Source organism: Brevibacterium sp. S111 (assembly GCF_004745075.1).
GTDB lineage: Bacteria > Actinomycetota > Actinomycetes > Actinomycetales > Brevibacteriaceae > Brevibacterium.
The window spans coordinates 29,314-45,623 of record NZ_RHFH01000013.1; the positions used below are offsets into that span (position 1 = coordinate 29,314).

The window sequence follows — 16,310 nt, forward strand, 5'->3', positions numbered from 1 at the left end:
TGCGTGTGCCATCGGTGCCTGGACGAAGGTGGAATTCCCAACCCATTCACACATTCTACTCAAAGTAGAAACTTGCGGGCGGCGGGAGCCTCGAATCGGCACCACGGCTCTTCTTCGCAGCGCTGTGACCTCGGATGGCGCTTCATCGACCCCGTGAACATGGGCGCGACGAAAGCTACATCCGCAGCCAGGTGTCGGCGGTCTTCTTGATCATGGCTCCGGCCGACTCGGCGGCATCGGTCCAGGTGACGAGTTCGCCGTGAGGATCGGTGGTGGAATCGGAGAGGACGATGACATCGAAGTTGCACACGAGCGCGGCCATCGCCGAGGCGTACACCGCACCGGGAGCATCGGCATCGGCATCAGCATCGGCGGGAGCATCGGCATCGGTATCGGCGCTGGCGCTGGCGCTGGCGCTGGCGCTGGGAGCTTCCGCGGTGTCGTCGGCGCCGGCGATGATGATCCGGTCGACGGCCATATCGTGCAGACCGGCCGCGAGATCGTCGACACCTTCGAAGACATCGGGACCATTCGAGCGGAGCACCAGATCCTCCTCGTCGGGGACGAAGATGCTCACCTCCTCGTCCGGAGTGTCGGCGAGGCCCTCCTTCGTGGAGGCGAAGATGAGTACACCGCCCACGGCTCGGGTGCGAGTGACGATGTCGCCGAGGGTCTCCATGGCGTCATCACTGGGATAGCTGGCGTCGTCGGTGTCGATGAGGAGCAGGGCATCCATACCCCCAATCGTGCCACGTCCGGGTGACGCATTCGAAGCCGGGACCGGACTGCCGAGTTCGCGACTGCGAAAGCCGCGGCGTGGCGGCAGGGATCTCGGCGGCGGGCCGACGGCGGGTGGGCCGGCGAGTCGAACAGGTGCACTCGGCTGGCCCGGCGGCCGGCACTGCCACCCGCACAGCGGCTGGCAGTACGGCTCGCACAGCGGCCGAGCGGGCGGTAGCCGTGCCGATCACCACAGACAGCGAGCGGGCGATGGCCCCATCGATCACCACTGACAGCAGGCTCAAATTTATAACACAAACTTACCTGCCGTTATCGCCGAACATCTGCGAACATCAGAAGATTGTTCGAAATATTTTTCGATTCTCTATGGCGTTCTCTGAGCGATGAGAGTACACTGGACTTCAACAACAACGATGTTGGTGAACGGAAATCATCCCCATGACCCTCACTCCCGAACGCAGCTCCGATCATTCCGATCGGAATGCCGACAACTCCCCTCAGACCAGCGGTCACCCCCTGCTGGCCGACGAAGAGTGGGCAGATCTCAGTCGCTTCGCTCCGGAAGTCACCTCCGCCATCACCCAGCTGATGAGCCTCAAGGATGAGCTGCGCACCTTCGATCGCCCCATGGGACCGGATCAGGCCATCATGCTCGCCGACGGAGTCGAGGCGATCACACGCATCAATGAAGCGCTGTCGACGCTTGCGCTTTCCGTCTGCGAACGTGTCGGCACCCCCAGTGACTTCGGCGCCAAATCGACGAAATCGCTCATCGAGAATCGGTTCAACCTCACCGGCGCAGAGGCCAATCGCCGGACCGAGATGGCCAAGAACCTCGGCGGACGCGTCGACATGGCCGGACAGGCACTGCCGCCGCTCTACCCTCTCGTCGCGGATGCGCTCCATGCCGGCACCATCTCCGCCGCCCAGGCATCCGTCATCGAAGACTGCATGCGGAAGCTGCCCAACTGGGTCAGCCAAGAGATCCGCACCGATGTCGAGTCGCGCCTGGTCCGCAACGCGCCCAAGGTCCGCCTCAAGGACCTGCGGGAGATCTTCGGCAAGCTCATGGGATACATCGACCCGGACGGCGAGGAGCCGAAAGACTCGACTGACCGCGCTGCGTACTGCATGTCGATGCGCGCCAAGGCCAATGGCGACTGGGAGGTGCGGGGACTGCTCGATCCCGTCACCGGCGGCACCCTCAACGGGCTGCTGACCTCTCGGATTCAGTCCGCCGGTGAAGGCGACAAGACTGCCATCGATGCTCCTGACACTGACGGGGCTGACTCGGCGGCCGGTATCGCAGGTGCTTCGTGTGCTGCCGATGGGCATCTGGCATCCGACACCGAAGGCTTTGAACCCGAGGGAACAGCTGCTCCGCTTCCCGATGAAGAGCTGCTCGAGATCGTCGACGCGGTGCTCTCCGGCGAGCGGTATGACGCCAAGCGCGTACCGGAGCCCAACCTCGCTGCAGTTCGCTCGGCCGGAAATCCGTCCGATACCCCAGGCGTCGGTGTCCGCGAGAACGGCGAGATCGTCGACGTCAGTGCCGAGCAGCCCTCAGCACGGGAATGGATCTATGAGCGATTCGCCGGTTTGGTCTCTACGATCGACAAGCAGCGTACGACCGCGGGAGCGCCGTATGCCCTCGTCGTCACCGCCAAGGCCGAGGATCTGGCCAGCGGCAAGGGGCACGGCACCACAGGCGCTGACAACCCCATTCCCATCGAAGAACTCATGGCTGACGGCCTCAACGGCTCGGTGTTCTTCCATCTCATGAGCGACAAGGCCAAGACCATGCAGGTGGCAACCGAGCAGCGCTTCGCCAATCGGAAACAGCTGTCAGTGATCACCGCTCGCGATCGAGGGTGTACCTTCCCAGGCTGTGACGCTCCTCCCGGTTGGTGCGACGCCAACCATGTGGTGCCCTGGGCACGCGGCGGCAAGACCAAGGTCAACAATCTCGCACTGCTCTGCAGCTATCATCACCACCTGCTCGATCGCTCCGATTGGGACACCTTGATGCTCCTCGACGGACGGCCGGCGTACATTCCGCCCGCCGCAAAAGACCCCTCTCGCACGCCGATCCTCCACGCCCGCTTCATCGCAGACGACATCGTCGACTCTCTGTTCGACGAATAGCTCCCCCAGCTTGCAGGAGACGACTGTGCCCATTTTCCGGGCAGAGCCGAGTACGGCCGTGTTCCCGGCATGGTCTCGCCCAGCCGCCGTCCGAGATCGGTTTGGTCCAGCCGCTGTGCGAGGACGATCGCTTCCAGCAGCCATCAGGGCTCAGCCGAGTTCAACCGCCCATCTGCGAGCCTCGGATGTTCATATCGTCATCGAGCAGCAGAAGGTCCGCCGGCATCCCGATCGCCAGCAGGTTGTTTGCATCGGCACCGCCCACTGCTCGCAGAGGAACGAGGCTCGCGGCCTGCACAGCGTCGAACGGGCTGAGACCCACCTCGGCGACGGCCCGCTGCACGGCCTCGTCCATCGTCAACGTGGACCCTGCGATGGCACCGGGAGAGCCGTCCGAGGTGACCAGGCGAGCTACCGAATCCGTGACCTCGACGGGGAGCGAACCGAGGTGATAATTTCCATCGCGCAGACCGGTTGCCGCCATGGCATCGGTGATGAGCGCGAGGCGCCCGGGCACGAGTTCGTGGAGCATGCGTGCGACCGGAGCCACGACGTGGACACCGTCATTGATGAGTTCGACGGTGACATGCTCGGCCTCGGCCGCGGCAAGAACCGGCCCCGGAGCACGGTGGTGGATGCCCGGCATCGCATTGAACGCGTGAGTGAGGATACTCGCCCCGGCGTCGAACGCCGCAGCGGCCAATTCGAAGTCAGCGGCCGTGTGCCCGATGGCCACACGCACCCCGGCCGCGGTGAACCGGTTGATCGCGTCGAGGGCACCGGGCAGCTCGGGGGCGATGGTGACCTGCGCAAGCGTTCCAGCGGCCGCCTCAAGGAGCGCCTCGACCGCCTCAGGAGTCGGCGACGTGAGCACCTCGGGTGCATGCGCACCCTTGAAATCCGGGGACAGGAAGGGACCTTCGGCATGCAGGCCCGTGACCATGGCCCGATCGCGGACGATCCCGGCCCCGGCACGCAGAGACCGGCACAGCCCGTCGATCGTGTCCGAGACGAATGACAGGGCGAGCCTGCCGGTGCCGTGATCACGATGCACGTCGAGGATCGCGTCGATCGCGTCGGCTCCGTCCTCAGCGCTTGCTCCGTCCTCGGCGCTTGCTTCGTCCTCAGCGCCTGCTCCGTCCTCGGCGCTCGCTCCGCCGGCACCGTGGCAGTGGATATCGACGAACGCGGGAGCCACGAATCCGCCGGCCGCGTCGATGACGTCACCGCTGGCCGAGGCGGCCCTGTCCTTCCAGCCGTCCCCGCGGCCCCGTGCAGTGACCGATCCCTGCGCGATCGCGATCCACGTGTCCGCGGTCTCCTCGGCGAACGTCGCCCGATCGCCGTCGAGGATGCACGCATTGTGGATGACCGCCTCGGCGGGGATCTGCTCGGTCTGTGTCATCGAGGTCCTTCCATCGCTCTGCTCTCGCTCACCCCAGGGTGCGGACCCGGTTCGCGTCGATGCCGAGCACATGCGTGTCGAGGAATGCCAGCACCGTGCGGTACCAGACCTCGGCATTGCCGCGGCCGAGGATCCAGTGCCCCTCATCCGGGTAGTACAGGAATCGGTGCTGTGTGTCGCCGTCGGCGTTGAGCGGAGTCTTCGACTGCGTGAGCAGGTCGAGCCACAGCTCCTGTCCCTGCCCGATCGGCACCCGGTAGTCCTTGTCGCCGTGGATGACGAGCATGGGCACTTCGATCTGATCGGCGAAGAGGTGTGGCGAGTATTCCGCCGACTGTTCGCGCATCGCCTCGTCCCACGAGGAGTTGTCCGTCGTCCGCCCCATCGACGTGGTGTTCCACAGGGAGGCGTGGGTGACGATGCACTTGAACGTGCTTCCCGTGTGTCCGGCGACCCAGTTGGCCATGTAGCCGCCGTAGGAACCTCCGGCCAACGCGACATGTTCGGCGTCGATGTCCGCCCGCGCCCCGGCCGTCTCGGTGAGCGTCATGATGTCGGTGAACGGGGTCCCACCCAGCTGCTGCTGACCGCGATCGATCATCGCCTGACCGTACCCGGTCGAGATCGCCGGATCCGGCAGCAGCACCGCATAGCCGGCAGCGGCGAAGGGCGCAGGGTTCCACCGGTATGTCCATGCGTTCCACGACCCCCACGGGCCGCCGTGGGCGAACACGACGAGCGGGTGCGGCCCCTCGCCCTCCGGCAGAACCAGCCACGCGCGGATCGGGGTGCCGTCCTCGGCCGTGGCTTCCACCTCGGTGAGGGTGCCCTCCTCGTCGAGCGCCGTCGCCGGGTTCGCGAGTTCGCTGATGACCCCGGTAGCAAGATCGATCGAGATCGGCATGGGCGCGACATCGATCGCCGAGGCGGTCGCGACCACCGTGTCCCCGCGCAGTGCGAGACCGGAGAACGAATACTTCTGCTCGACACCGCCGACGAGGCGCCGAGGCTGCGCATCGGCCAGATCGCCGATGAAGACGCTGCCGCGACCGTGATCGTCGGCGGCCGCCGCGATCGTCGAGTCGTCGACCCAGATCGGTGAGAACCAGAAATCGGCGTCCGGCCACACGGGAGCGAATTCGGCCGTCTCGAGGTCGAGGACCATGAGGTCGACGGCGAGGTTTGCCTGCGGAGTCCAGAACTGTTCGCGGCTGACCAGGGCCTTCGTCCCGTCCGGGCTGATGGCTTCGATGCCGAAGCAGTGATCGGCGGCCGGCTTCGTCAGCCGATGCAGCTCGGGCTCACCCTCCAGGTCGACGCGCCAGATCTCACTGGCTTCGAGCTGGCCGGGGATCGGCCTCTCGAGCTGGACGAGGGCGAACCGGGCATCGTCGTCGACGGCCCAGTCGATGAGGCGGCCGGACGGCAGCGACAGGTAGCGGAAGTCCAGGCCCGCCGGAGCGCTGAGCTCATCGGCGACCTCGGGGAAGTCGGCGGCAGCCTCGTCGAGTTTCGCTACCGCCAGGGTCTGCCGGCCCGGCCCCAGATCCTGATTCCACCGCCGGATCGGGAACCCCGTGTGGAGGATGCCGCTGATCTTGGCATCGCTGCGTTCGGCACTGAATTCCTGATGGTCGTTCTCATCGGCGGCCCAGGTGTGGACGGGGAACTCGACGATGAGGGTCTCCCCCTTGATCTCGATCCGGGTGAACCCGCCCTCATGGTCGGCGAGTTTGCGGGCCTCTCCGTTGTCGGGAAGCGCCCACAGGCTCGGGCTCTCGGCGTCCTTGCCGTCCTCGCCCTTGCGTTTGGCGGCGAAGACGATCGTCCCGTTATCGCTCAGAGCGGCCGGGCCGATGGACTGGTCTCCGCGAGTGATGCGGCGGGGCACTTCGCCGCTGATATCGGCGAGGTGGCTGAGGGAGGAGCTGCCCTCGGAGTTGAGGAACGAGTACTGGGCGATGACGCGGCCGCTCTGATTCGTCAGGAGGCCTTGCAGGCGGCGGGCGTCGAGGAGTCGGGTCACTGCGTCGTGGGTCGTCATGGCCTCATCCTAGTTCGCAACTCGGACAAGGGGGCGCTGAAAGGAGAATCGCTTGAGCGCGACCGCCTCTAGCGGAAGGTCGGAGCCGGGACCTTCTGCCCGCCGATCGTCACCGTCGGCAGCATCTTCTTGAAGTCCTCGTCCGCGTTCGCGTGTTCCTTCACAGCGCGCATCTCGATGGAGAGATTCACCAGTCTGCCGTTGATCGTGTATCCGGTCTGCACCCCGTACATGAGTGTGGGCTGGCTGTTGATCGCGAGGATCTCAGACGACCCCAGCTCGCCTTGGAAGCTCCAATACTCGCCGGCGTTGAGGGAACCGGTCGTCTCCGACAGAACCTGGGAGCCCTTGCCGTCGAAGGTGTATTTGCGCTTCGAATCGATGATCGCCTGCGCGCTGCCGCCGAAGTCCTCGGAGCAGTTGATGAGGATGACGTCGGAATCCCGACTGTCGGAACCGCGATGGAACACCCGGAACTTGTCGGTGTCTCCGGCGCCGCCCGTCCAGTCGTCGCCGAGAGCGAAGGAGATGGTCACAGGACAGGAATCGCCGAGCGAGATCGTCTTCTTCGACATCCCCTCGGGGATGCCCGCATCGGTGGGCTTGTCCGTGGGTTCGGGGCCCGGTGTCTTCTGCACGCCCACGCGCACGGGGCCGGCGTCCTTGTCCTCGGTGCGGATCTGCAGGACCGAGCAGCCACTGAGGAGAACGGTCAGCGCGAGCGTCCCGGCTGCCGCGAGGCGCAGCGGTGACACCGAGCTCACGGCTGCTCACCGTTGTCTCGGCGGTACGGCGGCTGCGGTCCGCTGTTCGGCTGCTGGGGCCCGTGGGGTCCACTGTTCGGTTGCTGGGGGCCACTGTTTGCCTGCGGCCCGCTGCTCGACTGTCCGAAATTCTGGGGCCCGCTGTCCGGCTGCTGATACCCCTGCGACCCGGAGTTCGACTGCCCGAAATTCTGGGGCCCGCCGTTCGGCTGCTGGTACCCGTGCGGCCCGGAGTTCGACTGCCCGAAATTCTGGGGTCCGCTGTCCGGCTGGCCGAAGTTCTGCTGGCCCCCGTGCTGCTGGCCCGGCTGGCTGCCGACGGGCGGTCCGCCCTCAGGAAGATTCTGTGCGCCCGGCCCTGACCGCGGCGGCTTGAACTGGGAATGCTGCCCGGAATCGGGTGGGAATCCACCGGAGACGGACTCTCCGGTGGTGCGGTTGACCAAAGCTCCGTCGACCCGTTCGAGGCGACGCTTCGAAGTCCGCCGCGGGGTGCCGAGGATCCGGCCCTGCAGTTCGGCCTCGTTCGGCTGTCTCGGGGGAAGGAACCCGGGAGACCGCCGCGAATCCGCCTGCTGCATCGGCTGCACCGGGTGCGAACCGGCGGCGACCCGATCCATATGCTCCGACATCTGCGGAACCGTGACGGGCGCGGCATCGGCGAGCACCGGCAGGACGATGCGCACCGAGGTGCCCACACCCTCCTGGCTGAACAGCTGCACGGAACCGCCGTGCCGGGTGACGATGGCCCGGACAAGCGAGAGTCCCATCCCCGAACCGGCGACCGCCCGCACCCGGGAACCGCGGGAGAGTTCGTCCCAGACGGCTTCCTGTTCGGCCAGCGGAATGCCGCTGCCGGTGTCGGCGACCTCGACGACGACCCACCGGTGTCCATCGATGATCTGCTCGTTCGCGCGCAGCTCGACGACCTCGGCCTGCGAAGAGTATTTGAGCGCATTGCCCAACAGGTTGAGGATCGCGGTGAGCAGCAGATCCTCCTCCCCGGCGACATCGGGCAGCCGCCACGGAGCACGGGCGACCGTGGCCACGATCATCCGATCCTCGGCGCCGGGCGCGGTCGAGGCGTCCTCGACCGCCTGATGGATGAGCGCGTCGAGGTCGACGCGGGCATATTCGATGATGCGCGTTTCGACATCGGCGAGTTTGCGCAGGTCAGCGAGCAGTCGGGCGACCCTACGGGAGGACACGTCGACCTGTTTGGCGGCGGGCTCGACCTCGGTGAGGGTGCCTCCGTCGCGGACGACTTCGCGGATGCTCGCCGCGGATGTGCGCAGCGCGGTCAAAGGGTTCTTCAGCTCATGGTCGAGGCGGATGAGCATGCGGTTGCGCTTGGTCATCGAGTCCTCTGCCGCGGCCGTCTCGATGGATTCCCGCAGCTGCGCCTCGCGCCTCTTGAGATACCGCCATCCGAACCAGGCGCCGACAGCCAGCCCCGCGAGCACGAGGACGAGCAGGAGCAGGAACAGCCAGACCTGGATCTCGACGACGAGGAAGTTCGTCATAGACGCCTCTGCCCGTCCTCACCGCGGACCTCACCGACGAAGCGGTATCCGCGCCCCTGGACGGTCGCGATCCACCGCGGTTCGGCAGCGTCTTCTCCGAGGACGCGTCGCAGTTCGGCAACGCGCGAATCGACGGCACGGGTACCCACGGCCTCTTCGAACCCCCACAGCACCTCGAGCAGGCGGGAGCGTTCGATGAGTTCGTCCTTGTGTACCATGAGGTATTCGAGCAGGGTGAAGCCCTTCGGGGTGATGACGAGTTCGCGCTGTCCCAGCCAGGCACGCCGCCCCACCCGGTCCACGCGCAGGCCGAAGCTCGAGACGAGTACCGGTGCGGTGGCCAAGGGCGGCCCGTCATTGCGGGTCCGGCGCAGCACCGCCCGGATGCGGGCGACGAGTTCGTGCGGATCGAAGGGTTTGTTGAGGTAGTCGTCGGCGCCCTCTTCCAGCGCCATCGCCCGTTCCACACCCTCACCGACCTGCGTCAGCAGCAGCACCGGGACCCAGTTCTCCTCCTGCCGCAGGCGTCGGAGCACCTGCCGGCCATCGGCTCCGGGCATGAGCACGTCGAGCACGCAGACATCGGGTTTGTGGCGGTGGATCTCGTCGAGTGCCAGCAGGCCGTCACTGGCCGGCAGGACCCGGAATCCGGAACGCTCGAGGAAGGGCACCACCGCACCGAGCACATCCGGCTCGTCGTCGGCAACCAAGACGAGTGGTTGGGGCTCGGTGTGATTGTCAGCCGTCATGGTGCTCAGTTCCGGTTCCTCTCTGGCGTTCCCAGGCAACTTCTCGGGCCTCGGCACGGTCGACCGCCTCGGCGAGTTCATCTCGATACAGCATAGAACGACGCAGGTGTTTGGTGCGATAGCCGGCGCGGCCGACCATATGGGTGGCGACGGGGATCGTCACGAGCTGGAAGGAGATGACGATCGCCAGCGTCGTCACCGTCGCCCAGGTCGGGAACTGGATGGCGACCGCCACGGCCACGAGCATCAGCCCCAGGACCTGGGGCTTCGCACTCGCGTGCATGCGTGAGAGGAGATCCCCGAACCGCACGAGACCGAGCGCCGCAGCCAGGGACAGCACAGCGCCGAGGAGGATGAGCACGGCCGAGATGATGTCAAGAACCATGGGTGCTCCCTTCGCCGCGGCCGGGGGCGGAATCATTGCGGCCAGGGGCGGAATCGTCTCGGCCAGGGGCAGAATCACCGCGGCCCGTGAACATATGCTCGGCGTCGTCGGGTCCGGGATCGGGTCCGGTGCCCTCGCCTTCCCCGCCGGCATCAGCGTGTGCGTCGAAAGTCGGGTCCGAGATCTCGGTGACCTCATCGGAGACCGGGACCGAACCGGGCCCTGGCGCTGCTCTCCGGGCAGCAGCCTCGGCGGAATCGTCGTCCTGAGCATCTTGGGACATGTGCCAATCCGATGCCGAGAAGTCCGACAGCGCTCCCGACTCGGAGCCGGGCGTCATCGAATCGGATTTCGATACGTATCGCGACACGCTCACGGAGCCGACGAAGCCGAGCATCGCGAGCACGATGAGAACGGGCAGCAGATCCGTGCGGTCGGCCAGGGCCATGTACCCGCCGAGTCCGCACATGATCGAGGCGAGCACGACATCGGTGCCGATCATCCGGTCGAGGATCGAGGGGCCGCGGACGATCCGGTAGAGCGCGATGAACACCGAGGCGGCCAACAGCACCGACCCGGCGATGACGAGGAGGTCGAAGACGATCTGACTCATGCGCGTCCTCCCTCGACTTCGCCCAGCGGATCCGGGCGGGCACGCAGTGCCCCGAGGTCGCGGGCCGAACCGAGGGTGCGGATGAGCAGCTCCTCGATGTGGTAGACCTGCGCCTTCGCCTGATGCAGCTTCTCCTCGGAATCGCAGTCGAGGAAGTGCAGGTAGAGGATGCCCATCGCGCGATCACTGTCGATGATGATCGATCCCGGGATGAGGCTGGCGGTGTCGGCGATGAGGGTGAGCACGAGATCGGAGCTCGTGCGCAGATCGCAGGCGATGACCGAACCGGCGCCGACGGCACGGCGACGGAACGCATACCAGGCGACCTCGATCGAGGCGTGGAGGACCGAGTAGAGGAACCACAGGGCGAACACCGCGCCGTGCCAGACGTTGAACCGACCGGAGAGCACGACGGGCGGGAGGTAGAAGATACGGGTGACGAGGAAGGCGAGGACGATCCCGGAGACCACGGTGAGTACGGTGATCGAATCCCACAGCATCAGCCACAGCAGGACCAGCGAGACGAGCAGCACGAACTGCTGGACGATTCCGCGGCCCCGGCTCATCCGTGCCCGGTTCGGACTCATCAGTCGTCACCTCCGAGCACGTTCGTGACATAGTCGATCGGCGTCTGCAGATTCTCGGCGGCGCGGTTCGCCATAACCCACAGGGGTTCGGCCGCGACCGTGAGGATGAGGGAGGCGATGACGACCACCGAGGTGGCCACCACCATAGCAGGGGGCACGCCGATCTGAGACTGCCACTTCTTCCCCGCCAGCAGCGTCTTCTTCCGGTCGGCGAATTCCTCGACGAGGTCCTCGTTGGGCTCTTCCACATCGGCCGGATCACGCCAGAACGCGAGGTTGAAGGTACGGCCGATGACGTAGAGCGTGAGCAGGCTCGTCACGGTGCCCGCGACGATGAGGACGGTGGGCAGCCACGCCTGATCGTCGAATCCGGCGAGGAACAGGGCGACCTTGCCGATGAATCCGGAGAACGGAGGAATGCCCGAGAGATTGAGCGCGGGAATGAAGAAGATGATCGTCAGCACCGGCGAGAGCACCATGAGACCACCCAGGGACCGCGTCGAGGTGGACCCGCCGCGCATTTCCACGAGCCCGATCGCCAGGAACAGCGCGGTCTGGACGATGATGTGGTGGACCGTGTAGTAGATCGCCGCGGACAGACCGACACTGGTGCCCAAGGCCACGCCGAAGAGCATGTAGCCGATGTGGGAGACCAAGGTGAAGGACACGATCCTCTTGATCTCCGACTGCGCGATGGCGCCGAGGATGCCCACGAGCATCGTCAGCCCCGCCGCGATGAGCAGCGGCACCCGCAGCGAGGATTCGGCGAAGAGCAGGGTCTCCGTGCGGATGATCGCATAGATGCCGACCTTCGTCAGCAGACCCGCGAACACTGCGGTCACCGGGGCCGGAGCGGTCGGGTAGGAGTCGGGCAGCCAGAAGGACAGCGGGAAGATCGCGGCCTTGATGCCGAAGCCGAGCAGCAGCATCACGTGGAGGATCATCTGCACATCGGCAGGCAGCTCGGAGAGCCTCTGCGACAGCTGCGCCATGTTCACGGTTCCGCACGCTGCGTAGATGATGCCGATCGCGGCGAGGAAGATCACCGAGGAGACGAGCGAGATGATCACATAGGTGACTCCGGCCCGGATGCGCTCGGCCGTGGCTCCGAGGGTGAGCAGCACATAGGAGGCGACGAGGAACATCTCGAAGCCGACGTAGAGGTTGAACAGGTCCCCGGCGAGGAACGAGTTCGCAATGCCCGCGCACAGCACCAGGTAACTGGGGTTGAACACGGAGATCGGGGTCTCGTTCGAATCGTCGTTGGCGTCCTGGCTCAGCGCGTACACGAGCACGCACAGAGTGACCAGCGAGGACACGATGAGCATGAGGGCGGAGAGCCGGTCGGCCACGAGCACGATGCCCGCCGGCGGCTGCCAACCGCCGATCGCCACGACCTGCGGACCGTGCATGTCGACGCCGAAGAGGATGATCGTGGCGATGACCATGACGGCCACGAGGATCGCGACCGACACGAGGTTCTGCATCCGTGTGTGCTTGGACAGGATGAGGGCGATGCCGGCGCCGAGCAGCGGCAGCAGCACCGGCAGCGGGACGAGGACGGGCAGCAGATCGATCATGGCCGGTCCCCCTTCCCGTGCTCGTCATCCGGCTCCGTGTTCCCGGACTCGTCATCCGGCGCTGTCTCTTCTCGGGCCGCTTCTGCGGCCTCCGCTTCAGCGGCGCTGTGCGCTTGCGTCTGGGACTCCACGACCGCCTCGGCGATGTCATCGGCTTCAGTCGGGGTCTCCGCGTCCTCGATCTCCTCGGCGATCTCCTCCCGCTCTTCGGGAGTGCCGTCGTCATCGAGGTCGACGGCGCCGACGATCGGCGATTCGGCCTCGTCACCGAACTCGGTGTCGTCGTAGTCCGTGCTCGCCTCGGCTTCGGAGTCGATGACCTTCGTGATCGCGACCTGGAGGTCGGTGTCGTCGTCCTGCAGCGAATCGGCGCGCATGAGCCTCCAGGAGCGGTAGATCATCGCCAGCAGGAACGCGGTCACGGCGAAGGTGATGACGATGGCGGTGAGGATGAGCGCCTGCGGCAGCGGATCGGACATGCCCTCGGTCGACAGGTCCTTCCCGTCGGTCAGGGGCGGCGAACCGCGTCCGGCGGTGAGGATGATGAGCAGGTTGACCCCGTTGCCGAGCAGGATGAAGCCGAGCAGGACGCGGGTCAGGGAGCGTTCGAGCATGAGGTAGATGCCGGAGGCGAAGAGGACACCCATGGCCAGGACCATGATGAAGGGCATGCTCATAGGCGGCCTCCTTCCGCACCGTTGTCGACGTCGAGCTCATTGACCCGGTGGATGATCTCGGACACGGCGCGGTGTTCGGCGGTCGATCCCATGTTCTCGGAGAAGTTGACGTTGTCGTGGATGCGGTGGGTGAGCATCGCTTCGTCACGTTCCTGGTGCAGGTCGACCTCGGCTCCGAGCGAGCGGAGGATGTCGAGCATGAGGCCGATGACGATGAGGTAGACGCCGATGTCGAAGAACGTCGACGTGCCGAAGGACAGATGACCCAGCAACGGCAGATCGCCTTCGAGGTAGACGGAGTCGAAGACGGTATCGCCCCACACCCAACCGCCGACGACGGTGAGGATCGCGGTGACGAGACCGGTGCCGAGCATTCCCGAGGGAGTGAAGGGGGCCGCCTCGGCGAGTTCGTACTTGCCTCCGGCGAGGTAGCGCACGACGAGAGCGAGACCGGCGACGAGGCCGCCGGCGAAACCGCCGCCGGGTTCGTTATGGCCGGCGAAGAGGAGGTAGACGGAGAAGACGAAGACGGCGTGGAAGATCAGTCGCGCGGTGACCTCGAGAATGATCGACCGGTTGCGCGGAGCCAGGGTGCGGCCGGCGATGAGCCAGGACACACGTTTCTGGGACAGGTCCTCCCGCCCGGGATGGTGGAGGTCGACGACGTCCTCGGACACGGGTTGGAAGCGGATCCGGCCGGCCGCCTCGGTGCCGTCCTTCTTCCTCTCGAACCGGTGCAGGTGGCCTTCGCGGCCGCGGACGAAGATGAGTCCGGCGACACCGGTTCCCGCCGCCACGAGCACGGAGATCTCACCCATCGTGTCCCAGGCGCGGATGTCGACGAGGGTGACGTTGACGATGTTCTGGCCGTGGCCGAGTTCGTAGGCGAGCTGACCGAAGTCCGTCGAGACCGGGTCGGCCACGCGCACCCCGGCGGCGATGAGGACCACGAGCATCACCGTGATGCCCACGGCACCGCCGATGATCGCCCGCCAGGCGGGAGTGAGACGCCCCGTGGATTCGCCGATCCGGGCCGGCAGACGGCGGAGGACGAGGACGAAGACGACGATCGTGATGGTCTCCACCAGCACCTGGGTCAGGGCCAGGTCGGGGGCGCCGACGAACGCGAAGTACGCGACCATCGCATAGCCGGAGATGCCGGTGACGACGACGGCCGTGAAGCGCTTCTTCGCCCGGGTGGCACCGATCGCGACGACGATGAGGACGGTGGCGACGATGAAGTCGAGAGGGGTGTCGGAGAGGCGGAAGTCGATGTTCCAGGTGTCGTTGGCGATGATGGCCAGGCCCACTCCGGCGACGAGGACGAGGTAGACCACACCCTGGTAGAACGGCAGCGAACCGCGTTGCGTGCGGGCGGTGACCCACAGCGCCAGTGCTTCCATCCAGCTGATGAGCCGCCGGTAGAGCTCGTGGAAATCGATGCCCGAGGGCAGAGTCGACTGCACTCTCGCGAACGGGTGGCGGAGGAAGAACAGGGCCGCGCCGACGGCGACCGTCACGGCGGTGAAGGCGAGCGCCGGTTCGAAGCCGTGCCACAGCGCCAGGTGGTAGTGCCCGTCCTCGGCGGCCACGATCGGCAGCTCGGCGGTCCAGGCGGAGAAGTATCCGTCAAGTAGTCCGGCGCCCGGGCCCAGCGCCAAGGTGAGCGCGGTGAGGATGATCGGGGAGAAGACGAGGCCGAGCTTCTCATCGCGGCGGGCGATGTCGTCGACGCCGGGCTTCGAGGAGAAAGCGCCCCAGACGAAGCGGGCGGAATAGGCGACGGTGAGGATCGAGCCGATCATGATGCCGATGAAGCCGATGACCGAGGCCTTGTCCGGTGAGGACAGGAGGGTCGAGTAGGCGGCTTCCTTGGCGGCGAAGCCGAGCAGCGGGGGCAGTCCCGCCATCGAGGCGGCGGCGATCGTCGCGCACACGGCGACGACGGGGAATGCCTTCCAGCCGCCGGAGAGCTTCGTGAGGTCACGGGTGCCGGCACGGTGGTCGATGATGCCGACGCACAGGAACAGGCAGGACTTGAACAGGGCGTGGGCGATGAGCAGCCCGAGTGCCGCCTTCGTGATGTCCGGAGTGCCGAAGGAGGCCATCGTCGTGAGGAAGCCCAGCTGGGAGACCGTGCCGAAGGCCAGCAGCAGTTTGAGGTCGGTCTGCTTCAGCGCCTGCCAGCCGCCGATGAACATCGTCAGCAGGCCCAGGGTGAGCAGCACTTCGGACCAGCCGGGGATGTTGTTGTAGCCGGGGGCCAGGCGCAGCACGAGGTAGATGCCGGCCTTGACCATGGCCGCAGCGTGCAGGTACGCACTGACCGGGGTGGGGGCGGCCATGGCGCCGGGCAGCCAGAAGTGGAAGGGCATGAGCGCGGACTTCGAGATCGCGCCGATGAGGATGAGGATGATCGCGGAGATGATGACTCCGCCGGTGTCCATGCCCAGCTGTGCCCGGTCGATCAGGGTCGAGATCCGGCCGGTGCCGGTGGCGGTGATGAGTAGGACCATGCCCACGAGCATGGCCAGACCGCCGGCGGTGGTGACGATGAGCGCCTGCAGGGCCGCCTGACGCGAGCGGCGCCGGGACTGGCTGTGTCCGATGAGCAGGTAGGAGAAGACCGTGGTGCCTTCCCAGAACAGGTAGAGCATGAGGAGGTCGTCGGCGATGACGAGTCCGTACATCATGCCTGCGAAGGCCATGAAGATGCCGGCGAACCGGGCCAGTCCGGGTTCGTCGGGCGGGAAGTAGCGGGCGCAGTAGACGAAGACGAGCGCCCCGACTCCGGTGACGAGCAGCGTCATGATCCATGAGAGCACGTCGAGGCGGAACACACCTTCGAGCCCGAGCTCCGGGAGCCAGTTCATGCTTTCGACGAGCGGATGGGCGCCGGGGCCGAAGAGGTCGTGAACTTTCGAGAGGCTCAGCACCAGTCCGGCGAAGGGGACGAGCGCGAGGTAGAAGAAGGCGTTGCGGCCGAGGAGACGAACCAGGGGGTAGGCGATGACAGACGCGCCGAAGAAGGCACCTGTCATGGCTATCACCGGCAGCCACCTCCGTCATATGCCTGTTTGTGAGAAAGGTTCGTGAG

The 16,310-nt window shown here is 66.1% G+C and carries 13 protein-coding genes; 1 reads left to right on the forward strand and 12 read right to left on the reverse strand.

The genetic code is table 11. The annotated features are described in order from the left end of the window. Positions 1 to 175 precede the first annotated feature (175 nt). Complete coding sequence (locus EB836_RS18225) at positions 176 to 736, reverse strand: hypothetical protein (RefSeq protein WP_167854469.1); 561 nt, start codon at positions 734 to 736, stop codon at positions 176 to 178. Between the two features lie 443 nt (positions 737 to 1,179). Between EB836_RS18225 and EB836_RS14410 the strand changes: the two genes are divergently transcribed. Then, positions 1,180 to 2,886 (forward strand): HNH endonuclease signature motif containing protein, encoded by a 1,707-nt coding sequence (locus EB836_RS14410; RefSeq protein ID WP_135541615.1) that lies wholly within the window; start codon positions 1,180 to 1,182, stop codon positions 2,884 to 2,886. Between the two features lie 160 nt (positions 2,887 to 3,046). Here the strand turns inward: EB836_RS14410 and EB836_RS14415 are convergent, their stop codons facing one another. From EB836_RS14415 to EB836_RS14465, 11 genes are all read right to left on the reverse strand, one after another. Next, on the reverse strand, positions 3,047 to 4,291 hold the full coding sequence (locus tag EB836_RS14415) for an amidohydrolase family protein (protein WP_135541617.1): 1,245 nt from the start codon (positions 4,289 to 4,291) through the stop codon (positions 3,047 to 3,049). Positions 4,292 to 4,319: 28 nt separating this feature from the next. Beyond that, positions 4,320 to 6,335: an alpha/beta fold hydrolase gene (locus tag EB836_RS14420; protein ID WP_135541619.1), complete on the reverse strand. Its 2,016-nt coding sequence runs from the start codon at positions 6,333 to 6,335 to the stop codon at positions 4,320 to 4,322. A 68-nt stretch (positions 6,336 to 6,403) separates the two neighbouring features. Continuing rightward, on the reverse strand, positions 6,404 to 7,099 hold the full coding sequence (locus EB836_RS14425; protein WP_240690011.1) for a hypothetical protein: 696 nt from the start codon (positions 7,097 to 7,099) through the stop codon (positions 6,404 to 6,406). Beyond that, a complete protein-coding gene (locus EB836_RS14430) occupies positions 7,096 to 8,622 on the reverse strand; it encodes a HAMP domain-containing sensor histidine kinase (protein ID WP_135541621.1) in 1,527 nt (508 codons plus the stop codon). Before EB836_RS14430 ends, EB836_RS14425 begins: the two co-directional genes overlap by 4 nt. Continuing rightward, positions 8,619 to 9,371 carry a response regulator transcription factor gene (locus tag EB836_RS14435; RefSeq protein ID WP_135541623.1) on the reverse strand — a complete coding sequence of 251 codons (753 nt, stop codon included), beginning with the start codon at positions 9,369 to 9,371 and terminating at the stop codon, positions 8,619 to 8,621. Before EB836_RS14435 ends, EB836_RS14430 begins: the two co-directional genes overlap by 4 nt. Continuing rightward, positions 9,361 to 9,756 carry a monovalent cation/H(+) antiporter subunit G gene (mnhG, locus tag EB836_RS14440; protein ID WP_135541625.1) on the reverse strand — a complete coding sequence of 132 codons (396 nt, stop codon included), beginning with the start codon at positions 9,754 to 9,756 and terminating at the stop codon, positions 9,361 to 9,363. Before mnhG ends, EB836_RS14435 begins: the two co-directional genes overlap by 11 nt. Continuing rightward, positions 9,746 to 10,369 (reverse strand): monovalent cation/H+ antiporter complex subunit F, encoded by a 624-nt coding sequence (locus EB836_RS14445; RefSeq protein WP_135541627.1) that lies wholly within the window; start codon positions 10,367 to 10,369, stop codon positions 9,746 to 9,748. The genes mnhG and EB836_RS14445 overlap by 11 nt, the downstream gene beginning before the upstream one ends. Then, positions 10,366 to 10,956, reverse strand: coding sequence for a Na+/H+ antiporter subunit E (locus EB836_RS14450; protein ID WP_135541629.1), 591 nt, complete (start codon positions 10,954 to 10,956; stop codon positions 10,366 to 10,368). Before EB836_RS14450 ends, EB836_RS14445 begins: the two co-directional genes overlap by 4 nt. Further along, positions 10,956 to 12,536 (reverse strand): Na+/H+ antiporter subunit D, encoded by a 1,581-nt coding sequence (locus EB836_RS14455; RefSeq protein ID WP_135541631.1) that lies wholly within the window; start codon positions 12,534 to 12,536, stop codon positions 10,956 to 10,958. Before EB836_RS14455 ends, EB836_RS14450 begins: the two co-directional genes overlap by 1 nt. Continuing rightward, complete coding sequence (locus EB836_RS14460; RefSeq protein WP_240690013.1) at positions 12,533 to 13,213, reverse strand: Na(+)/H(+) antiporter subunit C; 681 nt, start codon at positions 13,211 to 13,213, stop codon at positions 12,533 to 12,535. The genes EB836_RS14455 and EB836_RS14460 overlap by 4 nt, the downstream gene beginning before the upstream one ends. Further along, positions 13,210 to 16,254 (reverse strand): Na+/H+ antiporter subunit A, encoded by a 3,045-nt coding sequence (locus tag EB836_RS14465; protein ID WP_135541722.1) that lies wholly within the window; start codon positions 16,252 to 16,254, stop codon positions 13,210 to 13,212. The genes EB836_RS14460 and EB836_RS14465 overlap by 4 nt, the downstream gene beginning before the upstream one ends. Between the last annotated feature and the right edge of the window lie 56 nt (positions 16,255 to 16,310).